Raw genomic sequence first — 24,069 nt, forward strand, 5'->3', positions numbered from 1 at the left:
ATTATCCTTTCAACTTATCTATTTCTTCAACACGAATAGTTCCTGAGTTTCGATAATAAACTACTATAATTGCCAATCCAATAGCTGCTTCTGCAGCTGCAACAGTTAAAATAAAAAGCGTGAAAACTTGTCCAGTGAGGTCACCTAAGAAAATTGAAAATGCAACTAGGTTAATATTAACTGCAAGTAATATTAGCTCTATACTCATTAATATTACAATAATATTTTTTCTATTGAGAAAAATTCCAATTATGCCAATTGAAAAAATAACAGCTCCTAAAGTTAAATAATGCCCCAAACCGATTTCAGTCATCAATTTTAACTCCTTTATTGGTTTCAACATCTAAAACTTGGACACCTTCAAATCTTTCTCTAGAAATTTGTTTTACGTAACTTTGTGTTTTAACTCCAGTACGCTTTCTAAAAGTTAAGACGATAGCTCCAATCATAGCTACTAATAAAATCATTCCACTTAATTGAAATACATGAATGTAATCAGTATACAAAACTTGTCCTAAAGAATGAGTATTACTCACACTAAAATTATTTACTGAATTATTTAAATCAAATAAATCAGGCTTATATTTCCAGCCACCAATAACTATTATTAATTCAAAGAATATAATTGTGCTTATAATTAAACCTACCGGAATATGACTGGAGCTTTCTTGTGATGCAAACCATTGGTTTTTTTGTTGAGCAACATTTAACATCATAACTACAAACAAAAAGAGTACTGCCACAGCTCCTACATAAACAATTAACATAATCATTCCTAAAAACTCAGCACCTATCATTATAAAAAGACAAGATATGCTAATGAAATCTAAAATTAGAAAAAAAACTGAATGGACAGTATTTTTAGAAACTGTAACCATGATTGCTGAAATTACAGCTATAATCGAAAAGGTATAAAAAAAAATTGAATGTGCGATCATAAATTATCTATATGGGTTATCAGCTTTAATATTAGCTGCTAGTACATTCTCCCATCTATCTCCATTATCTAAAAGTTTTTCTTTTGTATAATAAAGTTCTTCTCTTGTTTCTGTTGAAAATTCAAAATTTGGGCCTTGTACAATTGCATCAACTGGACAAGCTTCTTCACATAAACCACAATAAATACATTTCATCATATCAATATCGTATCTTGTAGTTTTTCTACTTCCATCATCTCGTGCAGATGACTCAATTGTAATTGCTTGGGCAGGACATACAGCTTCACACAATTTACATGCTATACATCTTTCTTCACCGTTAGGATATCTTCTAAGAGCATGTTCGCCTCTAAAACGTGGACTTATTTTACCTTTCTCAAAAGGGTAATTAATTGTTTTTTTTGATTTGAATAATTCTTTTATTGCAATTAACAAACCTCCAATAAAGTCTGTCATAAATATTGTCTTTAAAAATCTTGATAATTTCATTACTGACTTATTGGTAAAAGGTTAAAATAAAATAGATAGCTAGCAGTTAACACTACCCAAGTTAAAGATAATGGTAAAAACACCTTCCATCCGAGTCTCATTAACTGGTCGTATCTGTATCTTGGTACTATAGCTTTAACTAAAGCAAATAAAATGAATAATAATAGAATTTTTAAAATCAACCACATTGCACCAGGCACTAAAGTGAATGGATAAATATCAATAGGTGATAACCATCCACCTAAAAACAATATCGCTCCCATAGCGCACATTAATAAAATATTAGCATATTCACCTAACCAAAACATTGCATACATCATGCCAGAATATTCAGTTTGATAACCAGCTACTAGTTCAGCCTCAGCTTCAGGTAAATCAAATGGAGGTCTATTTGTTTCAGCTAATGCTGATATAAAAAATATAACAAACATAGGAAACAGTGGTATTACAAACCATAAATCTTGTTGAGCTATAACAATATCATTTAAATTTAAAGAACCCACACAAAGCAATACATTAATAATTATTACTCCTATAGAGACCTCATAAGATACCATTTGTGCAGCAGAACGAATTGCCCCAAGAAAAGGATATTTTGAATTAGAAGCCCAACCACCCATTATTATTCCATATACACCAAGAGAAGAAACTGCAAACAAGTAAAGTATTCCAACATTGATATCTGCCAATACTTGAGTTGCACTAAAAGGTATCACGGCCCAAGAAATTAAAGCTAGTGTCATAGTAACAATGGGAGCTAAAATGAAAATTACTTTGTTTGAACTTGAAGGAATTATAATTTCCTTAAAAATATATTTTAATGCATCGGCAAGTGACTGAAGTAAGCCAAATGGTCCAACTACATTAGGACCTTGTCTTTTTTGTACAAAAGCCCAAACTCTTCTATCAAGCCAAACAATCATAGCTACAGACACTAAAACAGGAACTAGTAAAAAAAGTATTTTATAAACTTCTTGAAAAATGATGTTTAAATAATCCATTTCAACCTTCTGTTCCTGTAGATTTCAAATTAATTTTTGAATTATTGCATTCAATCATTGTTTTTGAAGATTTAGCGATAACATTTGAAAAATAATAATCTTTTATAAAAATTTTTAGATTTTCATTTTGGAATTCTGTATTTGTAGATTTATCATTTTTTTCATTTGAATTATCCTGTTTTTCTTTTTGTAAATTTAGATAATTAAACATGCTGCTTTCTAATTCATCTTTGTCATTAAATAGTTTTCTATTATTCATAAATTCAGCTAATTCATTAATTATTTGCCAATCTTCTTTAGCATCACCTGGAGGATAAGAGGCCTTTTGAGCTTTTTGTATCTTGCCTTCTAAATTTGTAAAATAACCATCTTGTTCAGTGTAAGCAGAACCAGGTAAAATTATATCAGCAACTTCAGCTCCTTTGTTTCCATGACTTCCTTGATAAATTACAAATTCATCCTTCTTATCAAAATCCACACTGTCCTGACCAACTAAGTAAACAATATCAAATTTATGATCTTTTAAATCATTTAATAATATTTTTTCTTGATTTACTATACCAAGGTCAAAATTACCTACAGTTGAAGCATCGCAAGACAATATATTTAATGAATTCCAATCCTCAGTAATTTTATTATTTTCAATTAAAAATTCTTTAATCTTATTAAACAAATATTTTGATGAATTTAAATTCAACAATGACTCACCAATTATAATTAAGGGTTTTTTTGCTTCTTTAATTTGATTTGAAATTTCATTATCTTCTTCAAAAATATTCTTTAGGGATTGGGTTTGACCATCTAAACACTCATAAGGGTAAGTTAGATCACCTAGATCATTAAGTGAAATAATTTTAGAATTATTGTTTAAATAAGATTTTCTAATTCTTGCATTTAATATTGTGGCTTCATATCTTGGGTTTGTTCCTACCAACATAATAAAATCAGATTCTTCAATTCCATTTATTGTAGAATTAAATAAATAGTTTTCTCTTTTGCTTATATCTAAAAATCGATTATCAGATCTAGATTCATAATTTTTTGTATCTAGTGTTCTGTCGCAGAATTCCTTAAAAATATAACCTGTTTCCATATTGGTAAGATCACCAACAAATCCACATACTTTTTCTTTTGAAGTGTTTTCAAATTTTGATTTGATTATCTTAAAAACCTCATCCCAGGATGCTTTTTCAAATTTTCCATTATATTTGATAAATGGTGTATCTAATCTTTGATGTAATAATCCATCACATGCATATCTTGTTTTATCGGAAATCCATTCTTCATTAATGTCTTCATTTATAATTGGAAGAATTCTTTTTACTTCCCAATCATAAGTATCAACTCTTATATTTGAGCCAATTGCATCCATAACATCAATGCTCTCTGTTTTTTTAAGCTCCCAAGGTCTTGCTTCAAAGACGTATGGTTTGGATGTTAAAGCACCAACTGGACACAAATCTACTACATTTGCTGAAAGTTCTGACTGCATTGACTGCTCCAAATAAGTAGTTATTTGCATGTCCTCTCCCCTACCAATTGCGCCAATTTCAGGAACACCTGCTACCTCTGTTGCAAATCTTACACATCTAGTACAATGAATACACCTTGTCATTTGGGTTTTAATGAGTGGTCCCATATTTTTTTCTGGTACTGATCTCTTATTTTCTTTAAATCTTGATTTATCGACCCCATAAAACATAGATTGGTCTTGCAAATCACACTCACCCCCTTGATCACAAACTGGGCAATCTAATGGATGGTTAGCCAATAAAAACTCCATAACTCCTTTTCTGGCTTTTTCAACAAACTTAGTATTTGTTTTAATACTCATTCCCTCTGCAGCAGGCATAGCACAGGATGCAACTGGTTTTGGTGATTTTTCCATTTCAACCAAACACATTCTACAATTTCCAGCTATAGATAATTTTTCATGATAACAAAATCTTGGAATTTCAACACCTGCTTTTTCACATGCTTGAAGAACCGTTAAACCTTCTTCAACTTCTATATCAATGTCATTTACTTTAAGTTTAAGCATTATTTTTATCCAATAAATGTTGATCAACTAAATAAGGAATATTATTTTTTTTCTGAATAATAGGATCCAAATTATTTCTTTTTTCAATTTCTTTTTTAAAATGTCTTAATAAACCTTGTACAGGCCATGAAGATCCTTCGCCAAATGCACAAATAGTATGACCAGCTATTTGATTTGTTACATCTCCCAACATATCAACTTCATCTTTTGTTGCTTCACCTTTAGCCATACGTTCTAACATTCTCCACATCCAACCAGAACCTTCTCTGCATGGTGTACATTGACCACAACTTTCATGCTTGTAGAACCTTGCAATTCTAGCCATACATTTAATAATGTCTTGATCTTTATTAATTACAACTATACCAGCCGTTCCCAATCCACTTTTTTCAGCCATTAAAGAATCAAAATCCATAGTCAATGTTTCACATTTTTCTTTTGGTATTAAAGGCATTGATGAACCACCAGGAATTACCGCTTGTAAATTATCCCAACCACCAATTACTCCTCCAGCGTGGACTTCAATTAACTCTTTTAAAGGAATATTCATTTCTTCCTCAACATTGCATGGGTTATTTACATTTCCTGATATGCAAAAAATTTTGGTACCTGTGTTTTTTTCTCTACCCAAAGAAGCAAACCATTTCCCACCTCTTCTAAGTATTGTTGGAACAACAGCTATTGTTTCAACGTTGTTTATTATTGTTGGGCACCCATAAAGTCCAATTAAAGCAGGAAAAGGTGGTTTTAATCTTGGCTGACCTTTTTTACCTTCAATACTTTCTAATAATGCAGTTTCTTCTCCACAAATATAAGCTCCAGCACCATAATGAATATAAATATCTAAATCCCATCCTGTTCCAGCAGCATTTTCTCCTAAAAGTTTTTTTTCATAAGCTTCATCAATTGCGGCCTGGAGTTTTTCTCCATCAATAAAATATTCCCCTCTTATATATATGTAGCAGACGTGGGCTTGTACTGCGTATGAAGCAATTAAACATCCTTCAATTAACTTATGAGGTTCAAATCTTAAAATATCTCTGTCTTTACATGTGCCTGGTTCAGACTCATCTCCATTTATAACTAAATAATGAGGTCTTGTTCCTACTTCTTTAGGGGCAAAAGACCACTTTAACCCTGTAGGAAATCCAGCGCCTCCTCTTCCTCTAAGTTGTGAGTCTTTAATTTCATTAATTATCCAATCTCTACCTTTATTTGTTAGTTCTTTTGTATTAACCCAATCTCCTCTTTTTTGAGATGACTTAACATCAGATCCTCTATCATTATATAAATTTTGAAAAATTCTATCCTGATCTTTAAGCATTTTTTAAATCCATAAGTGTTTTTCTATTATTTTCAGGCTCATTATTAATACGTCCTCTATACGATCCTGGTTTAGGAGACTCACCATTTAAAATTTTATCTAAAATTTCTATTGTCTTTTCTTTATCCAAATCTTCAAAATAATCATCATTAATCTGCATCATTGGTGCATTAACACATGCACCTAAACACTCGACTTCCATCCAAGAACAGCTTTTATCATTAGACAATTCAGACTCTTTTTCTGAAATTTTTTCTTTACAAGCTTCTACTAATTTATTTGCACCTCTAATCATACAAGGTGTTGTAGTACAAACTTGAACAAAATATTTACCTACAGGTGATAGATTGTACATAGTATAAAAAGTGGCAACTTCGTATACCTTGATGTAAGGCATATCTAAAAATTCAGCAATATACTTCATAGCTGCTAAAGGAATCCAATTATTATTTTGTCTTTGTGCAATATAAAGTAAAGCCATGACTGCACTTTGTTGCTTACCCTTTGGATATTTAGCAACAATAGTTTTTGCTGCATTTAATGAAGATGAGTTGAATTCAAAATTTTCAGGCTGATCTTTTGAAGGTCGTCTTAAACTCATCTATCCACCTCTCCAAAAACTATATCTAAAGATCCTAGCACCGCAGGAACATCAGCTAACATGTGACCTTTAATTAAATAATCCATAGATTGTAAATGAGAAAATCCTGGAGCTCTTATCTTGCACTTATATGGTTTACTAGATCCATCAGAAATTAGATAAACACCAAACTCACCTTTTGGAGCCTCAACAGCAGTATAAATTTCATCTTTTGGTACTCTGTAACCTTCTGTAAATAATTTAAAATGATGTATTAAAGCTTCCATAGATTGTTTAATATCTTTTTTTGGTGGAGGGCTTATTTTTCCATCTAAAGACTTAATTGGACCTTTTTCCATTTTTACAAGACATTGTTTGATAATAGAAACACTTTCTTTCATCTCTTCTATTCTACATAAATAACGATCATAACAATCACCATTCTTGCCAACTGGAATCTTAAATTCTAATTGATCATAACAATCATATGGTTGTGATTTTCTTAAATCCCACGGAACACCAGAACCTCTAATCATAACACCAGAAAAAGAATAATTTAATGCATCCTCTTTAGAAACAATTCCTATATCAACATTTCTTTGTTTAAAAATTCTATTGTCAGTTAGTAAACTTTCTAATTCATCAATTATTTTTGGGAATGTTTCACAAAATTTAGCGATATCTTCTTCTAAACCACTTGGAAGATCTTGGTGAACTCCTCCCGCTCTAAAATAATTAGCATGAAGTCTTGACCCTGATGCTCTTTCATAAAAAGTCATAAGGGTTTCTCTTTCTTCAAATCCCCAAAGTGAAGGAGTCAAGGCACCCACGTCTAGTGCCTGGGTCGTTATATTCAAAATATGACTTAGTATTCTTCCAATTTCACAAAAAATAACTCTTATATACTGAGCTCTTATTGGAACATCAATTTTTAGAATTTTCTCAATTGCAAGTGCAAATGCGTGCTCTTGGTTCATGGGTGCTACATAATCCAGTCTATCAAAGTATGGAACAGCTTGCATATAAGTTTTGTTTTCAATAAGTTTTTCAGTTCCCCTATGTAATAAACCAATATGTGGATCTGCTTTTTCAACTACTTCACCATCAAGCTCTAAAATTAGCCTAAGTACACCATGCGCAGCAGGATGTTGAGGTCCAAAATTTAAATTTAGATTTTTAATTTTTTTTGTCATTATTTTCAATTTCCTCTTTGATGTATTTTGTTCCTTCCCAAGGACTTTCATAATCAAAGTTTCTATAATTTTGTTCTAATTTGACAGACTCACTGATTACTTTTTTTTGCTCTTCGCTATATCTGACTTCTGTATGACCTGTTAAAGGAAAATCTTTTCTTAATGGATGACCATCAAAACCATAATCAGTCAATATTCTTCTTAAATCTGGATGATCTTTAAAAGATACTCCATACATATCAAAAACTTCTCTTTCCATCCAATTGGCTGCAGGAAAAATACTAGTTAGAGATGGAATAATTTCATTTTCACGAATTAAATATTTAAGAATTATTCTTTGATTAAACTCATGACTTAAAAATAAATATACTATTTCAAATCTTTGGTTATTTTCTGGATAATCAACAACTGTAATATCTATTAGTTGTCTGAATTTAGTATCTTGATTTGTTTTAATAAACAAAACTACATCAATCAAATCATCCTTATTTATTTCGATATATAATTGATGATGTTTAATTTCAGTTTTATCGATTTTAGTTGTTAAACCTGAATTTATTTTTTTTTCTAAATCTTCTAAATTTTTCATAATTATCTTGTAAAAGAACCTTTGTTTCTAATTTTCTTTTGGAGTTGTAAAATTCCATAAAGTAAAGCTTCAGCTGAAGGAGGGCATCCAGGAACATATACGTCTACTGGTACAATTCTATCACAACCTCTTACTACTGAGTATGAGTAATGATAATAGCCACCACCATTAGCACAGCTGCCCATTGATATTACATACCTAGGTTCAGGCATTTGATCATAAACTTTTCTAAGTGCAGGTGCCATTTTATTAGTTAAAGTTCCAGCCACAATCATTACATCAGATTGTCTCGGTGAGCCTCTAGGTGCAGCTCCAAATCTTTCCAAATCATATCTGGGCATAGCTGTTTGCATCATTTCAACAGCACAACAAGCAAGTCCAAAAGTCATCCAGTGTAATGATCCAGCTCTAGACCAATTAATTAAATTGTCTAATGAAGTAGTTATAAAACCATTCTTGCTAAAATCTTCAGCAAGTTGTTTAAATTCATCAGGAACTTGTTTTATTTTATTATTCATATTATTCCCAATCTAGTGCACCTTTTTTCCATTCATAAATAAAACCAATGGTTAGTATGAATAAAAAAATCATCATTGAACAAAAACCTAATAAACCAATATTGCCGAGTGAAATTGCCCAAGGAAACAAAAATGCAATTTCTAAATCAAAAATAATGAAAAGAATTGCTACCAAATAAAACCTTACGTCAAATTCCATTCTTGAGTCTTCGAATGGCTCAAAACCACATTCGTAAGCTGATAGTTTTTCAGGATCAGGTTTTTTTGGTGAAAGAAAGTAATTCACTACTACAAAAGCACAACTTAGCCCTAATGCAATAATTAAGAATAGAATAATTGGTAGGTAATCTTTTAAAAATTCAGATAACATGAAAATCTATATATCAGTTTTTATCTGATGTTGAAGGGAAGATAAGTCACATTTTAATTGATATTAACTGAATAAATTCAAGAAAGTGGCGGGAGTGAAGGGACTCGAACCCTCGACCTATCGCGTGACAGGCGATCGCTCTAACCAACTGAGCTACACCCCCACTTTAGTTATTTTGGTGGGTAGTAAAGGACTCGAACCTTTGACCCCCTCGGTGTAAACGAGATGCTCTACCAACTGAGCTAACCACCCTAAAATAAGGCTACTTATTACATCAACAGGTAGATAAAGTAAATTAATTATTATTGAATACTAGCTTGAGATTTGTCGTCTTTTTTAGACATATCAACCTCAACCCATTCTGTTTTTTTAAGTTCTTTAGTTAAAGCAACTTTTAAAACCTGATCAGCATATTCAACAGGGGTAATTTTTATATCATCGATAATTTTTTTAGGCATATCAACTAAATCTTTTTCATTTTCCTTTGGAATTAAAACCTCCTTAATTCCAGCTCTATGTGCTGCTAATAATTTTTCTTTTAATCCACCTATTGGCAACACTTGTCCAGTTAAAGTTACTTCGCCAGTCATAGCTACGTCTCTTCTAACAGGAATATTTGTAATTGAAGAAACAATTGAAGTTACCATTCCAATACCAGCTGATGGACCATCTTTAGGAGTTGCTCCTTCAGGTACATGAATATGAAAATCTTTTTTTTCAAATAAAGGAGGAATAATTCCATACTCTAAACATTTAGATCTTACAAAAGATTTTGCAGCTTTAACTGACTCTTGCATTACGTCACCTAACTTACCTGTAATTTGCATTCTACCTTTACCAGGCATAGTTACTGTTTCAATTTTTAAAATCTCTCCACCATATTCAGTCCATGCTAAGCCTGTAACAATACCAACTCTATTTTCAGCTTCCAATTCACCAAATTTAAATTTAGCAATACCAAGAAAATCAGATAAATTTTTGTTATTAATGTTTACTTCTTTCTCTTCTCCAGAAACAACTTTCTTAACAACTTTTCTAGCTAATTTAGAGATTTCTCTTTCTAAGTTTCTAACGCCAGACTCTTTTGTATAGCCTCTAATAACTTCTTTAATGATATCATCCTCTAATTTCATTTCTTTTTCTTTAACACCATTATCTTTAATTTGTTTTGGTAATAAATATCTATTAGCAATACTAATTTTTTCATCTTCTGTGTATCCAGCCAATCTAATTACTTCCATTCTGTCTAGAAGTGGTGGAAGAATATTCAAAGTATTAGCGGTAGTTACAAACATTACATCTGACAAATCGTAATCAACTTCTAGGTAATGATCGTTAAAAGTTGTGTTTTGTTCTGGGTCTAAAGCTTCTAGTAAAGCAGAGGAAGGGTCACCTCTATAATCATTTCCAATCTTATCAATTTCATCTAATAAAATTAATGGATTTTTAGTTCCAGCTTTTTTCATCATTTGTATTATTTTACCAGGCAATGATCCAATATATGTTCTTCTGTGCCCTCTTATTTCAGCTTCATCTCTCATGCCTCCAACTGACATTCTAACAAATTCTCTGTTAGTAGCTTTTGCAATTGATTTTCCTAATGAAGTTTTACCAACACCTGGGGGTCCAACCAAACATAAAATTGGTCCTTTAATTTTTTCCATTCTCTTTTGGACTGCAAGAAACTCCACAATTCTTTCTTTAACTTTTTCTAGTCCAAAATGATCTTTATCAAGAATATTTAGGGCTTTAGTTAAATCAATATCTACCTCACTTTTTTTGTGCCAAGGAAGTTCTGTCATCCAATCTAGATAGTTTCTAACAACAGTCGCTTCTGCTGACATTGGACTCATATTCTTTAATTTTTTTAATTCTTGTAAACATTTCTTTTCAACTTCTTTAGGCATTTTAGCTTTTGTTATAGCTTTATTAAGACTTGTGGTTTCATCTTTACCATCTTCAATTTCACCTAATTCTTTTTGAATAGCTTTTAATTGTTCATTTAAATAATACTCTCTTTGGGTTTTTTCCATTTGAGTTTTGACTCTACCCCTAATTCTTTTTTCAACACCAATAATGCTTGTTTCATTTTCCATTATTTTAATAATAGAATTTAGTCTCTTTTTAACATCTACGGTTTCAAAAATTTGCTGTTTTTCAGAAATAGTGGCAGTTATATGTGAAGCAATATTATCTGCTATTTGAGATGGGTCCTTTAATTGTTTGATAGTATTGATTGTTTCACTTGAAACTTTTTTATTAATAGACGTTAACTTTTCTAATCTTCTCAAAGCAGTTGCTGCAAGAGGAAATAAATCTTCGTCTTTAACTGTTACATCATTATAATGACTATAATCACAAGTTATAAATTTATCATTATCTTTAAAATCTAATATTTTAACTCTTTTCATACCTTCAACTAAAACTTTAACTGTGCCGTCTGGTAATTTTAAAAGTTGAAGAATGCTTCCTTCACAACCATACATAAAAATGTCTGTTTTTTTAGGATCATCAATTTCGGAATTTTTTTGGGTAACTAAAATAATCTTTTTATCTTTCTTCATTACTTCATTTAAGGCAGAAATAGACTTGTCTCTTCCAACAAATAAAGGGATTACCATACTTGGAAACACAACAATGTCTCTGAGTGGTAATAATGGTAATGAAATTTTTACATCCATACATTCAATATGGATATTATATTTTATATTGCAATAGCTTTTTAATGATTATTAAGGATATTAAGCCGCTGTAGTCTTGTTTGACTTAGATTTATTGTCACCTTTTGTATGAACTAGCATTGGTTGAGAATGACCTTTGGCAGCGTTCGCATCAACAATAACTTCTTCTATGTTCTCTTGACTTGGAAGATCATACATAGTTTTTAATAGAATATTTTCTAAGATTGATCTTAAACCTCTTGCACCTGTTTTTTTCTTAATTGCTTTTTGGGCAATTTCTTTAAGAGCATTCTCTTTAAAAGTTAATTTAGCACCATCTAATTTAAATAATTCTTGATATTGTTTCGTTAATGAATTTTTTGGCTCTTGTAAAATTTTTATTAATGATTTTTCATCTAAATCCTCAAGTGTAGCTATCATTGGAAGTCTTCCAATGAATTCTGGAATTAATCCAAATTTTAGTAAATCCTCCGGTTCAAGTGTTTTCATCCATTCACCTGTTTTCTTATCTTGAGTATTTTTAACATCTGCACCAAAACCTATTGAAGTTCCTTTGTCTCTTTGAGATATAATCTTATCTAACCCTGCAAATGCACCACCACATATAAAAAGTATATTTGTGGTATCTACTTGTAAAAACTCTTGTTGAGGATGCTTTCTTCCACCTTGTGGTGGAACACTAGCAACAGTTCCTTCCATAATTTTAAGTAAAGCTTGTTGAACACCTTCACCAGAAACATCTCTAGTAATAGAAGGGTTCTCCGACTTTCTGCTAATTTTATCAACTTCATCAATATAAACAATTCCTCTTTGTGCTTTTTCAACATTATAGTCTGATGCTTGTAATAATTTTAAAATAATATTTTCAACATCTTCACCAACATAACCTGCTTCTGTTAATGTGGTTGCATCTGCCATCGTAAAAGGAACATCTAAAATTCTTGCGAGAGTTTGAGCTAATAAAGTTTTACCACAACCAGTTGGGCCAACTAAAAGTATATTGGATTTAGCAAGTTCAACATTTTTACTAGTTTTACTCTCATAATTTAATCTTTTGTAATGATTGTGAACTGCTACAGATAAAACTTTTTTTGCATGTGGTTGACCAATTACATAATCATCTAATACTGCACAAATTTCTTTTGGTGATGGAAGACCATCTTGATGCTTAACAAAAGTATCCTTGCTTTCTTCTTTAATAATATCCATACATAGCTCAACACACTCATCACAAATAAACACTGTAGGACCAGCGATAAGTTTTCTAACTTCGTGTTGACTCTTTCCACAGAAAGAGCAGTAAAGAATATTTTTATTATTTGTTGTCATATATATTTTTTAAACGAATCAATTTAATTACTTTATTATAGAAGACTCATACTAATCAAGTTAGGATTGTCTCACTATCAATATATGGTGTGTTATGATCTTTTTTCAACTACTTCGTCAATAAGACCAAAAGATTTAGCGACATCTGCCGTCATAAAATTATCTCTTTCCAAAGCAGTTTTAACTTCATCTACAGATTTTCCTGTATGCCTTGAATAAATTTCGTTAAGTCTTTTTTTTAATGACAGTACCTCGTTAGCATGAATTTCAATATCTGTAGCTTGACCTTGAAAACCAGCTGATGGTTGATGAACCATAATCCTTGAATTAGGTAAAGAGAATCTTTTTCCTTTAGTACCAGCAGCAAGTAAAAACGAACCCATTGAAGCAGCTTGACCGATACATAAAGTTGAAATATCTGGTTTAACATATTGCATAGTATCGTAAATACCAAGACCAGCTGTTACTAACCCACCAGGACTGTTAATATATAGATAAATTTCTTTTTTTGGATCTTCAGCTTCAAGAAATAATAATTGAGCTGTAACAAGTGATGCTACACTGTCATTAATTTGACCAGTTAAAAATATAATTCTTTCTTTTAAAAGTCTCGAATATATATCATAAGCTCTCTCCCCTTTATTTGATTGTTCGACAACCATAGGTACTAAATTACTCATGTGTTCTGATAAATTTATTGTCATAAGTTGATTCGTATTACTTATACAACTTGAGATTACTTTTTGCTAACTTTTTTTGCTACAGTCTTAGTTTTGGAAGCTTTTGTTGAAGGTTTTTTTTCTTTTGCAGGATTTGATTTAGCTACTTTTTTTGTCTCTTTTTTTTTATCATCCTGGTCATGGTTATGATTATGGTCATGATTATGAGCTTCTTTTAGGATTTTTTCAGCTTCATCTTTTGATATTACTTTTTTATTGGCTTTTGCTTTTTCTTTAATCAAATTTAAAATCTTTTCCTCATAAACAGTTCCTCTTAAACTAGCAACTGCAGATGGGTTTTTTTGATAAAAATCCATTACCATTTTCTCTTGTCCAGGCATCATTCTTAATTGTTTTTGTACCTCAGCTTGAATTTCTTGCTCAGAAACATTTATCTTATTTTGTTCACCAAATTCATTTAAAATTAAACCAGTTTTAATTCTTGTTTTTGCAGTCTCTGTAAACTTGGGTTTATTTTTTTTAGCTTCTTCTTCTGACATGCCTTGTGAAAGAATTTTAACCTCTTCCTCTATTAAGTTTTCAGGAATTTCATCAACTTTAATTTTTTCAATTTCTTTTAAGATTTGATTTTTAGACAATTGATCTAATGAATTTTTATATTCATCATTAATTTGTTTGGATATTAAAGTTTTTAGATCATTTAAGTCTTTTGCGCCTAAATTTTTAGCAAAGTTATCATCTATATTTACTTCCTCAGGGTTTTTAACATTTAAAATTTTACAATTAAATTGTGCTTTTTTATTTACAAATTCTTTTTCAGGAAAATTTTCTGGCAATACAGCTTCAACTATTTTTTCGTCATCTTTTTTTACACCGATTAATTGTTTGTCAAAACCTTTTAAAAACAAATCCTTACCTAGTGTTAATTGAGTATTTTTACCCTCACTTCCTTTAAATTCTTTACCATCAACAGTAGCTTTGTAATCTAATACAACAAGGTCGCCATCTTTAGCTTTTGTTTCTGGGCTAGCTTCTTTAAAACTGGGTTGATTTTTTGCTATTTCTTTAATTCTTTTGTCTGTTTCACTATTATCAATTTTAACAGAATATTGATCAAATTTTATATTTTCTAAAGATTTGGTCTCGACTTTAGGTAATTCAGTTACTGACAATACGTATTCTAACTCTTTATCCTCTCCATAAGTTTTTAAATCTAGTTTAGGCTGACCTGCAGGTTTGATTTTATTTTCTTCTAAAGCCTTAGTTGATGTTTCTTTAAGCACTTTATCCAATACTTCTCCAAAAACTGCTTTTCCATATTGTCTTTTTAAAACTTCCTTGGGAACTTTTCCTGGACGAAAACCTTTTAAATTGACTGTGCTTTTGATCTCTTCATATTTTTCATCCATATAAGAGTTCATCGTCTCTTTATCGATTAAAACTTTAAGATCTTTGTTTAAGCCTTTTTTATTTTCTATTGTTACTTTCATAATATTTTAAGTGGTAGGGCGAAAAGGACTCGAACCTTCACATCCGAAAATATTGGTTCCTAAGACCAACGCGTCTACCAATTCCGCCATCGCCCCACAAATTACGTGGTTTTATATATTATTGAAACTATTTGTCCAATGACAATTGTAAAAAAATTAACTATTTATCTCATATAATTTATATTTATATTTAGAAAATGATTATTTCGCCTTGCATTAGTATTTGTAAAACAGACCCCACAACAGGGTATTGTTATGGGTGTGGGAGAAATAATGACGAAAAGAAGAAATGGAAACTTGATGAAACGACCAATGAATGGAAAACAACAAACCTTGAGATAATTAAAAAAAGACTTAGTGGATGGCAATTAGAAAGTTTTAATGAGTCATATGAGCACAAGATAAATAACGGAATATCTCTTTTTAAAAAAAATTTAAATAATGAATAAATCAACAATTGTAATTTTAGTTTATATAATTGGTCTAATTTTTGGAGCTTTAATTTTAGATATGTGGAGCGCTCAAACAAGTCCAAAAGCTTTATTGGGCATTGGATGGACTACATTATTATTAATAGGATTATTTTTAACAGAAAAAAATGAAAGAAATTAAATTTTTAAATATTATTTATTTAATATTTATTATTTTACTAACTACTAGTAAATTAAATGCGGAAATTATTATTCTAAGTTCTTGTGATAATAAAAAAGATGGTTTTTTAAAAAATGAGTACATTTTAGACTTAGAACAATCTTTAATGACAAGAAATTTTGTATACAACAATAAAACATTCAAGAAATATCGGGTTACAGATCTTTCTGTTAAAAAGAAAAACACTTCAACAAAATTTATCTATAAAGAAGATAATAAAATTCTAACTGATAAAATTGGTTATCCTCAATTTTATACACAATTATTATTTGAAATTGACAACCCAAATATAATGATAAAAACTGTGATAAATAATGAGGAGGGAATTTCTTTGATGTCTTCATGTAAAAAAATTGAAAGATTTGAAAAAGAAAGTTAATTTTTCTTTTTATTCTTTTTTACAGAATTTTTATTTTTAAAATTAAATCTACTACTATTTGTGATGCTGCTTCTATGTTTTGCATAAGCTTGCTTTTGAGCTTGTTTCATAGCTTTTTTAGAAGACATAATATCTATTATCTAATATTCTAGAATAAATCTATCAATTACTTAAATGAATAATCAATTTAAAAATCTCAATAAAACAATTATTAAATGCAAAAAATGTCCAAGATTAACTGATTTTGTTAAAAAAATTTCTACAATAAAAAGAAAGCAAAATATTAATGAAAAGTATTGGGGTAAACCAGTAACAGGATTTGGTGACACAAATGCAAAACTTTTAATTTTAGGTTTAGCTCCTGCAGCTCATGGAGGAACAAGAACTGGACGTGCTTTTACTGGGGATAAATCTGGAGAATTTTTATTCCAATGCTTATATAAAGCTAAAATTTCTAACCAACCCTATTCAAAAAGTTTAAACGATGGTCTCAAGATAAAATCTACTTACATCACCAATATCTTAAAATGTGTTCCCCCTGGAGATAAACCTTTAAATAAAGAGTTAGATAACTGTTCCAAATATTTTGATACTGAAATTTCTAATTTAAATAAATTAAAGATAATTATCACATTAGGAAAAGTTGCTTTTGACAACTGTCTAAAATTTTATAAAAAAAAATACAATCTGACTAAGAAAATGTATTTTAAACATGGTAAATCCTATTCACTACCTGGCAATATTACATTAATTCCTTGTTACCACCCTAGTCCAAGAAATGTAAATACAAAATTAATTTCAGAAAAAATGATAATTTCTTTATTTCGAAAAGCTAAAAGAATATCTAAAGCTTAATACTGTCACAAAAATAAGGCTTAAAATTATCAAAAATTATGTCTGGTACTTTAACGGGTTTTCCTTTTTCGTTTATAAAAACTAAGTGAACTTGTGCATCAACTATCGGAGTTTTATCATTTGTTATAAACTGATTCATTAAAAAAGATGTCTTTGTTACTGATTTTACAAATGATCTAATAGACAATTGATCCTCAAGATGTGCTGATTTTTTATATTCAATATTGCAAGATTTAACAATAATAAGAGCACCAAATTTTTCTTTTATTTGTAAATTACTTAATCCAATTTTTGCCAAAGCTTCTGTTCTTGCTCTTTCAAGATATTTGAGATAATTGGCATAGTATACAACACCACCTGCATCAGTATCCTCGTAATATACTTTCACACTATGATAAAAATTTTCATGCATTGAACTATTCTATCAAAAAAAATAATAATATAACAGAAACTAAGATATAGTTAGAACAATGAAAATATATATCATTTGGTTAATTGGGGTTGTTATATGGAATTTTGGGTTTCCGAATGCACAACCAATAGAAGATGTTATAGTGGCAATTCTACTATCTTTTTTAAGTATAGGTTTAAAAAAATATTTTAAATTTTAATTAATTTTCAGAAAAATAAATATTTTGAAAGTATGAAATAGCTTTCATTTTTGAATTATCAGTGTCTACCATTATAGCCAAACCATCTAATTGATTTACATTTAAATTATGAAATCTTTTAAAATCCTCTTTTACATTAGCTTTAACAGTTACCCATTTGTTTAAATTTTCTTTGGTTGTAGCTAAAACATTATCTATAGATTTTTTTGTATATGGACTTGGCGAATTAAGACCAACTTCGCTATTACTTGAAAATACATAATTAATAGCTCTGTTTGACAAAGGTGTTGCACCTGTTTTTTTTATTACAAAAACACGAGCGGCAAAATCATGCCCTTTTTTAGTATTTTCTTTAATTCCCTGTAAATCCTTCTCTATTTTCCACGTAATATTAACAAATGGAGTTTTATTTAGATCAATATTTATCTCTTTTCCTAATCCTGATGCTGCATTATCTGCAATTGCTTTTAAAAAGTTACCATTTTCATTAGATCCAACAGAATAGATTGTTTTATTTTTGGCCCCTCTTATCTTTCTTACTTCCAATTTGGATAGCTCTGAATCTGTAAATTCAAAAACATTTGTAACTTCTGCATTAGCAAAAGTGAATGAAATAGAAATTAAAAAAATTAAACTTAAAATTTTATACATGGATACTTATAATTAATTATTTTTTTAAATACAACTTTTTGACACATTTTAAACATTCTTAATTCAATATCTTTAATTAAGTTAAAACAGTGAAAACAATTTCAATCTTTTTATTATTAATCTATTGGTCAGCAATGATTTTTGCTCCAGTGATAGGAAAAAATACTAATATTGATGAAAATAAAAAAATTGTTAAAAATTTATAATATACAATTGTATTAATAAGTAGATCTACCACCACTTATATCGAACACAGCGGCTGTGGAAAAAGAATTTTCTTCTGATGAAAGCCAGCAAACTAATGAGGTAAACTCATGTATTTCAAGAAATCTACCTCTAGGCACCTTAGAAAGCATTCTTTGAACATGTTCTTTACTCATTTGATCCAAAATTCTTGTTTTAGCACCCGCAGGTGTCACTGCATTTACAGCTATATTTTTGTCAGCAAGCTCTTTTCCAAGTGATTTTGTCAATCCAATAGCACCTGCTTTTCCAGAACTATAAGCGCTTGCATTTGCATTTCCATCTTTACCAGCTACAGAAGCTACGTTTACTATTCTACCATAATTGTTCTTAATCATATTAGGTACTATTGCTCTACAACAGTTAAAAGTGCCAACAAGATTTATTTGAACAATTTTATTCCACATCTCAACATCATACTCCCACAAAGGAGCTGTTGGACCTGTAATCCCAGCGTTGTTAATTAAAATATCTATATTAGATTTTGATGTAATATCTGAAACTGTTTTTTCTATTTGTTTGTAATTTGAAACATCAATTACATTATAACTTAGATTGGCATTATTTACTTCATCAGCTGCTGATTTAAGTAATTTTTCATCTATATCCCAAATAATAACTTTAGCACCAGAGTCTAAAAAACGTTTGGCAATATCAAGACCAAAACCTTGGCCGCCACCAGTTATTACAGCTGTTCTATCTTTAAAATCAAATTCATTCATAAATTTATTTTTTTGCGAGTAAGTAATATGTTATTGAGGAGACAATTGCACCAATTATCCAAGCATAAGATTGTAAAAACATTAAATTAGTATTCCAAATTGTTGAAGCAGAAAAAATAAATCCTATAATTAAAGAATATGTTGCTTTGATATGCCATCCTTTTGAATAATAATAAGAGCTATCCGTTTCGATTGAATAAATATCTTTGTTACTTAAACTACTTTCTTTTATTATGTAGTAATCAACAATTATTAATCCAAATAATGGTCCAAAAAATGCACCAAAAGTATCAATAAAAGATAAAATTCCAATTTGACTTAAGAATGTTAGCCAAAAAATTCCAATCAAAAAACCTATAATTGAAATTACATAACTTGCACTTTTCAAAGTTAGTTTGCTTGGTATGAAGTTAATAAGTGAATATTGAGATGGAATAAAATTTGCTACCAGATTGGTTGAGGCCGAAGCAACAATTATAAAAAAAAGAACAATAATAGTAATTTGCAGATTATCAAATTTACCAATAATGTCTGTTGGATTTGTAAAAATTCTATCTAAATCCTCAAATTTTTGATTTAAAAATGTGTCAGAACCCACAACAATAAAAACAGCGAAGAATGAAAAAATAATTAGATTTAAAATTAAACTGAAATTTCCTTTTTCTAAATTTTTTTCATCTTTTACATATCTAGAATAGTCACCATAACTTAAAATAATTAGTGAAAAATATGCAAAAATAGTTCCAGCAACTGTTAACAATGGTATTAAATTATTAATATCTAAAAAATTTTTGAAATTCAAAATATTGGTAAATGCTTGTGATGTAGCTTGTACATCGCTTAAAAAAACAACAAAGAAAAAAATTATCATTCCAGAATAGACTGTGATAGCTGAAATATTAATCAACTTTTTATTAAATTGAATTCCTACACTAAACATCATTGCCTGAAAAATAACAACACCAGTAAATGAAACCCAGTCAATTATATTTAATCCTAACAAAAATGTAAGAAATATTTCTTGATCTAAAAGGGAATTGTCAATTGAGAAAATCAATATTCTTAAAAGATAACCGATAGCCTTTGATAAAAAATATGTTTGAATACCAAACATAAATATTCCAACAACACTTCTGATTAAGCCAAAAAATTTTGCACCTCTAAAACCTAAAGAAGATCTTAGTAAAACGGCAAATGGCAAACCAAATTTTTGTGAAGGCTTACCAATTAAATTGGAAAATAAATAAACTAAAAATGATCCTAAAATAGTTCCAAAAAAAACTACAAAAGTATTCAGGCTATAAATTGTATATAGTGAAGCTATTAAAGAAAATCCTATTATGCTTTGAACGTTAACACCCCAATAACAAAAAAGGTCTTTCCAGTCCCAAGTTTTATAATTTGGGTTAACTGAAACAAGGTCCCAATTTGAAAGAGAGTATTTTACTTTTGGTTGATTCACTAAAAATTATAATAAACTAATAATTTCTACTGTCCATACAGATAGGCCGGTAACCATAAAGCAATCTTAGGAAATACAATAATTAATATTAATCCTATTACTTGAATAACCATAAATTGCATCATTCCATAATAAATATCTTTTAAATCCCATTCTGGCACCACACCTTTTAAAAAATATGCAGAAAGTGCTACAGGTGGTGACAGCCAGGCGGTTTGGAGATTGACCGCTACAAGAATTGCAAACCAAGTTAAATTAAAACCTAAAGCTTCAACTAATGGTAATATAATTGGAATTATAATCATTACTATTGGTACCCACTCTAATGGCCAACCAAGTAAAAAAATCATCACCATAATTAATGCTAAAATAAAATATTTATTCATTTCAAGACCTAATAAAAAGTCTGTAAGCAACATTGGAGTTCCAAGTCTTGAAAATACTGCACCAAAAAAGTTTGAGGCTGCAACTAAAACCATTATTAAAGCTGAGATTTCTAAAGTTTTAACTAATGCATCTTGTAATTTTTTAAATGTTAATTTTCTATATGCTAAGGCCAACAACAAAGAACCCATAGCACCACAACCAGCAGCTTCTGTAGGTGTTGCAAAACCAAATAGGATACTTCCTAGAGCTGCAAAAACTAATGCTGCAGGTGGGACCAACCCTAAAAAGAATTCAATCCAAACTGCTTTCATACTCGTTGCTCTAAGTTCTGGTGGCAATACTGGGCCTAAGCTTGGATCGATCCAACATCTTACAGTAGTGTAAGCCGCATAAAGTGTTGCAAGTAAAATTCCAGGAATAATCGCAGCTGCAAATAAATCCGTTACCGGTATTTCCATAATAGGACCCATTACAACAAGCATAATACTTGGTGGAATTAAAATTCCTAAGGTACCACCAGCAGTAATTGTTCCAGCTGCTAGCCTTACATCATAGCCAGATTTGTTCATTGATTTTGCAGCCATGATTCCTAAAATGGTAACAGATGCACCAACTATTCCAGTGGCTGCTGCAAATACAACAGATACAAATAATACAGCGTAATATAAAGACCCTCTGACTTTGGCCAGCATTAATTGAAATGCAGAAAACAATCTTTCCATTAAACCTGCTTGTTCCATCATTATTCCCATAAAGACAAAGAGTGGGACAGCGGCAAGCGTTTGTTCGGTCATAACCATCGAAAATTGTAAGGTCATTAAATAGAATACTAGTTTACCAAAGCCTAAATAACCAAATACAAAACCTAAAAAAATTAATGTAAATGAAATAGGAAATCCAACAAATATTGAGAACAACATTACCCCAATTAAAACAAAACCTAAAATTGCTGGATCTATAAATTCAGCTAACATCTATTCTTCCTCTCCTGGCCACACACCTTTGGTAGCAGCCCAATAACTTTTAAATAATTCTGAAACACCTTGAATGAGTAAAAACACTATACCAAACCATAAAGAAGCTTTGATAGGCCACATATAAGGCATCCAGGCTGTATCCATTCCTCTTTCTCCTCTCATTATAGACTCTTGAACAAATCCAGTTGTCATATAAAGAAAAACAATCAGTCCTGGGAAATAAAATAAAAGGTATAACCAAAAATCTATTCTTCCTTGAGTTTTGGTTTTAAAATTTCTATATAAAAAATCTGCTCTAATGTGTACACCTTTTGATAACGCGTAACCTGCACCTAACATAAATAAAGCACCATACATAAATCTACTCATGTCGTAAGCCCACATTGTTGGAGCAGTAAACAATTTTCTAGCTAAAACTTCATATGTCATTGCCAATATTAAAGGAACTGTAATCCAACAAACGGTATTTCCTACCCATTTATTAAACAAATCAATTTTTGTAATTGAAGATGCCATCCACTTAGGCATGCTCTTAGGCATTGCTCCAGAACCACCTCTTCGCTCAGCTATCATCTCGTCAGAGATATCAAGTTTCATAGGTTTAATTGGTTTTTTTGGTTTGTGGTTTCTTGGCATGTAAAAAAATTCTTTGATTATTGAAAACAAAGCGGGCAATTGCTTGCCCGCTTTATAAAAGTTTTGATACTATTTTAATGTCGCTGCGTGAGCCATTCCTAGCTTCGCATTAGACATTTGAGATCCAGACCAGAATGGTACTGCGATATCTGCAAAGTCTTTTTGAGACTGCCATACTTTAGCAAAGAACTTGTTCTTCGCAGCATTTGTCTCTAAAGATTTTTTAGCAGCAGCCATATACGCTGGGAAATAGTCAGCTGGAGTATCATGTAAAATTACACCATGTTTTCCAGTTAACTCAGCAAGAGCTTTTCCGTTTTCGTATATTCTGTAACTCATTGATTTTGATAGTGATGCATTCGCAGCAACTTCTAAAGCTTTCTTCTCAATAGCAGACATTTTCTTATATTTGCTACCAGTTAAATAGAAGTCAGCATTTACTACTACTTGGTGAAGACCTTGTAGGTAGTAATGTTTTAGAACTTTTTGGAAACCGAATGTCATGTCAGGCTTTGGACAACACCATTCAGCAGCATCAATTGTACCTGCTTCAAGAGCTGGTAGAATATCTCCACCACCCATTGCAACAGATGCTACACCGATATCTTTATAAGTTTGTCCTGGAATTCCTGGAGGAGTTCTGAACTTGTACTTTCTAAAGTCAGCCATGCTGTTAATTGGCTCTTTGAACCAACCTAAAGCTTCTGGGCCTACTGGTTGTAACATAAATCCTTTGATGTCTCTTCCCATCTCAGACCATAGTTGGTCGTAAAGTTCTTTACCACCACCATATTGGAACCAAGATAAAAATGCGATGTTATCGATACCAACACCTGCACCTGCTACTGGCGAACCAAATAACATAGCTGCTGGGTGATCACCTGACCAATAGTGAGTCCAAGCGAAACCACAATCGATAAGACCTTTATCTACTGCATCTAAAGTTTCTTTAACACCAACTACTGAACCAGCTGGCATAATTTCGAACTTAAGTGAACCTTGTGTTAGTTCAGTCACTGTGTCAGTGAAATCTTTTAACATTTTCACTTCGTCAGCTTTTGCACTAATTACAGTTTGACACTTAAGAGTTTGTGCAGAATTTGCTCCTGTAACAGTCATTACTGTTAAAAGAAGAGTTCCTACAACTAATGATATGATTTTTTTCATATTGTATTTTCCCTCTTGTTGTTTTTTTTATAAAAAAAGTACCCTGTCAAAATTTTAAAAGTATAACAAGAGCTAATATGTATTTATTCAACAATTTTTTAGTAA

General features: G+C 30.6%; 27 protein-coding genes and 3 tRNA genes. 4 read left to right on the top strand and 26 right to left on the bottom strand.

Features of this window, described 5'->3' with window-relative positions; translation table 11 throughout:
- Position 1: 1 nt before the first annotated feature.
- From nuoK to ACIJYI_RS03955, 18 genes are all read right to left on the bottom strand, one after another.
- Positions 2-313 (bottom strand): NADH-quinone oxidoreductase subunit NuoK, encoded by a 312-nt coding sequence (gene nuoK / locus ACIJYI_RS03870; RefSeq protein ID WP_271507758.1) that lies wholly within the window; start codon positions 311-313, stop codon positions 2-4.
- The gene (locus ACIJYI_RS03875; protein ID WP_435112917.1) at positions 306-938 is read right to left on the bottom strand and encodes an NADH-quinone oxidoreductase subunit J; all 633 of its coding nucleotides are present in this window, start codon (positions 936-938) and stop codon (positions 306-308) included. The genes nuoK and ACIJYI_RS03875 overlap by 8 nt, the downstream gene beginning before the upstream one ends.
- Positions 939-941: 3 nt before the next feature.
- On the bottom strand, positions 942-1,427 hold the full coding sequence (gene nuoI, locus ACIJYI_RS03880) for an NADH-quinone oxidoreductase subunit NuoI (RefSeq protein WP_435112919.1): 486 nt from the start codon (positions 1,425-1,427) through the stop codon (positions 942-944).
- A complete protein-coding gene (gene nuoH, locus ACIJYI_RS03885) occupies positions 1,427-2,428 on the bottom strand; it encodes an NADH-quinone oxidoreductase subunit NuoH (RefSeq protein ID WP_435112921.1) in 1,002 nt (333 codons plus the stop codon). Before nuoH ends, nuoI begins: the two co-directional genes overlap by 1 nt.
- Position 2,429: 1 nt before the next feature.
- Positions 2,430-4,469 carry an NADH-quinone oxidoreductase subunit NuoG gene (nuoG, locus tag ACIJYI_RS03890; RefSeq protein ID WP_435112923.1) on the bottom strand — a complete coding sequence of 680 codons (2,040 nt, stop codon included), beginning with the start codon at positions 4,467-4,469 and terminating at the stop codon, positions 2,430-2,432.
- The gene (gene nuoF, locus ACIJYI_RS03895) at positions 4,462-5,793 is read right to left on the bottom strand and encodes an NADH-quinone oxidoreductase subunit NuoF (RefSeq protein WP_435112925.1); all 1,332 of its coding nucleotides are present in this window, start codon (positions 5,791-5,793) and stop codon (positions 4,462-4,464) included. The genes nuoG and nuoF overlap by 8 nt, the downstream gene beginning before the upstream one ends.
- On the bottom strand, positions 5,786-6,394 hold the full coding sequence (gene nuoE, locus ACIJYI_RS03900; protein ID WP_435112927.1) for an NADH-quinone oxidoreductase subunit NuoE: 609 nt from the start codon (positions 6,392-6,394) through the stop codon (positions 5,786-5,788). The genes nuoF and nuoE overlap by 8 nt, the downstream gene beginning before the upstream one ends.
- On the bottom strand, positions 6,391-7,566 hold the full coding sequence (locus ACIJYI_RS03905; protein ID WP_435112929.1) for an NADH-quinone oxidoreductase subunit D: 1,176 nt from the start codon (positions 7,564-7,566) through the stop codon (positions 6,391-6,393). Before ACIJYI_RS03905 ends, nuoE begins: the two co-directional genes overlap by 4 nt.
- The gene (locus tag ACIJYI_RS03910) at positions 7,550-8,155 is read right to left on the bottom strand and encodes an NADH-quinone oxidoreductase subunit C (RefSeq protein WP_435112931.1); all 606 of its coding nucleotides are present in this window, start codon (positions 8,153-8,155) and stop codon (positions 7,550-7,552) included. Before ACIJYI_RS03910 ends, ACIJYI_RS03905 begins: the two co-directional genes overlap by 17 nt.
- 2 nt (positions 8,156-8,157) lie before the next feature.
- The gene (locus tag ACIJYI_RS03915) at positions 8,158-8,673 is read right to left on the bottom strand and encodes a NuoB/complex I 20 kDa subunit family protein (protein WP_435112933.1); all 516 of its coding nucleotides are present in this window, start codon (positions 8,671-8,673) and stop codon (positions 8,158-8,160) included.
- Position 8,674: 1 nt separating this feature from the next.
- Positions 8,675-9,043 carry an NADH-quinone oxidoreductase subunit A gene (locus ACIJYI_RS03920; RefSeq protein WP_435112935.1) on the bottom strand — a complete coding sequence of 123 codons (369 nt, stop codon included), beginning with the start codon at positions 9,041-9,043 and terminating at the stop codon, positions 8,675-8,677.
- A gap of 86 nt (positions 9,044-9,129) precedes the next feature.
- Positions 9,130-9,206 (bottom strand) — tRNA-Asp (locus tag ACIJYI_RS03925).
- Between the two features lie 13 nt (positions 9,207-9,219).
- Positions 9,220-9,295: transfer RNA gene (locus ACIJYI_RS03930), tRNA-Val, on the bottom strand.
- 50 nt (positions 9,296-9,345) lie between these two features.
- Complete coding sequence (gene lon / locus ACIJYI_RS03935; protein WP_435112937.1) at positions 9,346-11,724, bottom strand: endopeptidase La; 2,379 nt, start codon at positions 11,722-11,724, stop codon at positions 9,346-9,348.
- Positions 11,725-11,784: 60 nt separating this feature from the next.
- Positions 11,785-13,053: an ATP-dependent Clp protease ATP-binding subunit ClpX gene (clpX, locus tag ACIJYI_RS03940; RefSeq protein WP_435112939.1), complete on the bottom strand. Its 1,269-nt coding sequence runs from the start codon at positions 13,051-13,053 to the stop codon at positions 11,785-11,787.
- Positions 13,054-13,145: 92 nt separating this feature from the next.
- Positions 13,146-13,757: an ATP-dependent Clp endopeptidase proteolytic subunit ClpP gene (gene clpP, locus ACIJYI_RS03945; RefSeq protein WP_435112941.1), complete on the bottom strand. Its 612-nt coding sequence runs from the start codon at positions 13,755-13,757 to the stop codon at positions 13,146-13,148.
- Positions 13,758-13,789: 32 nt separating this feature from the next.
- The gene (gene tig, locus ACIJYI_RS03950) at positions 13,790-15,223 is read right to left on the bottom strand and encodes a trigger factor (protein WP_435112943.1); all 1,434 of its coding nucleotides are present in this window, start codon (positions 15,221-15,223) and stop codon (positions 13,790-13,792) included.
- Between the two features lie 11 nt (positions 15,224-15,234).
- Positions 15,235-15,319: transfer RNA gene (locus tag ACIJYI_RS03955), tRNA-Leu, on the bottom strand.
- A gap of 101 nt (positions 15,320-15,420) precedes the next feature.
- On the opposite strand from ACIJYI_RS03955, the gene ACIJYI_RS03960 reads away from it, so the two are divergent.
- The 3 genes from ACIJYI_RS03960 to ACIJYI_RS03970 are packed head-to-tail and all read left to right on the top strand — an operon-like array spanning position 15,421 to position 16,253.
- Positions 15,421-15,672, top strand: coding sequence for a DUF1289 domain-containing protein (locus ACIJYI_RS03960; RefSeq protein ID WP_435112945.1), 252 nt, complete (start codon positions 15,421-15,423; stop codon positions 15,670-15,672).
- Positions 15,665-15,835, top strand: a complete 171-nt coding sequence (locus ACIJYI_RS03965; RefSeq protein WP_435112947.1) for a hypothetical protein — start codon at positions 15,665-15,667, stop codon at positions 15,833-15,835. Before ACIJYI_RS03960 ends, ACIJYI_RS03965 begins: the two co-directional genes overlap by 8 nt.
- Positions 15,822-16,253: a hypothetical protein gene (locus ACIJYI_RS03970; protein WP_435112949.1), complete on the top strand. Its 432-nt coding sequence runs from the start codon at positions 15,822-15,824 to the stop codon at positions 16,251-16,253. Before ACIJYI_RS03965 ends, ACIJYI_RS03970 begins: the two co-directional genes overlap by 14 nt.
- Here ACIJYI_RS03970 and ACIJYI_RS03975 read toward each other — a convergent pair.
- Complete coding sequence (locus tag ACIJYI_RS03975; RefSeq protein WP_435112951.1) at positions 16,250-16,381, bottom strand: hypothetical protein; 132 nt, start codon at positions 16,379-16,381, stop codon at positions 16,250-16,252. The two genes, ACIJYI_RS03970 and ACIJYI_RS03975, sit on opposite strands and share 4 nt — an antisense overlap.
- A gap of 46 nt (positions 16,382-16,427) precedes the next feature.
- Between ACIJYI_RS03975 and ACIJYI_RS03980 the strand changes: the two genes are divergently transcribed.
- A complete protein-coding gene (locus ACIJYI_RS03980) occupies positions 16,428-17,108 on the top strand; it encodes a uracil-DNA glycosylase (protein WP_435112953.1) in 681 nt (226 codons plus the stop codon).
- Here ACIJYI_RS03980 and ACIJYI_RS03985 read toward each other — a convergent pair.
- The 7 genes from ACIJYI_RS03985 to ACIJYI_RS04015 form a co-directional block, all read right to left on the bottom strand.
- A complete protein-coding gene (locus ACIJYI_RS03985) occupies positions 17,098-17,520 on the bottom strand; it encodes a YbgC/FadM family acyl-CoA thioesterase (protein ID WP_435112955.1) in 423 nt (140 codons plus the stop codon). The two genes, ACIJYI_RS03980 and ACIJYI_RS03985, sit on opposite strands and share 11 nt — an antisense overlap.
- Positions 17,521-17,719: 199 nt before the next feature.
- Positions 17,720-18,370 (bottom strand): DUF3047 domain-containing protein, encoded by a 651-nt coding sequence (locus ACIJYI_RS03990; protein ID WP_435112957.1) that lies wholly within the window; start codon positions 18,368-18,370, stop codon positions 17,720-17,722.
- Positions 18,371-18,588: 218 nt separating this feature from the next.
- The gene (locus ACIJYI_RS03995; protein WP_435112959.1) at positions 18,589-19,335 is read right to left on the bottom strand and encodes an SDR family NAD(P)-dependent oxidoreductase; all 747 of its coding nucleotides are present in this window, start codon (positions 19,333-19,335) and stop codon (positions 18,589-18,591) included.
- 4 nt (positions 19,336-19,339) lie between these two features.
- Entirely contained in the window at positions 19,340-20,797 is a 1,458-nt protein-coding gene (locus ACIJYI_RS04000) for a cytosine permease (protein ID WP_435112961.1), read from the bottom strand.
- A 26-nt stretch (positions 20,798-20,823) separates the two neighbouring features.
- The gene (locus tag ACIJYI_RS04005) at positions 20,824-22,158 is read right to left on the bottom strand and encodes a TRAP transporter large permease (RefSeq protein ID WP_435112963.1); all 1,335 of its coding nucleotides are present in this window, start codon (positions 22,156-22,158) and stop codon (positions 20,824-20,826) included.
- Positions 22,159-22,797, bottom strand: coding sequence for a TRAP transporter small permease subunit (locus ACIJYI_RS04010; protein ID WP_435112965.1), 639 nt, complete (start codon positions 22,795-22,797; stop codon positions 22,159-22,161).
- A 69-nt stretch (positions 22,798-22,866) separates the two neighbouring features.
- On the bottom strand, positions 22,867-23,964 hold the full coding sequence (locus ACIJYI_RS04015) for a TRAP transporter substrate-binding protein (protein WP_435089457.1): 1,098 nt from the start codon (positions 23,962-23,964) through the stop codon (positions 22,867-22,869).
- Positions 23,965-24,069 lie beyond the last annotated feature (105 nt).

This window comes from Candidatus Pelagibacter bacterium nBUS_36, assembly GCF_051201215.1.
GTDB lineage: Bacteria > Pseudomonadota > Alphaproteobacteria > Pelagibacterales > Pelagibacteraceae > Pelagibacter.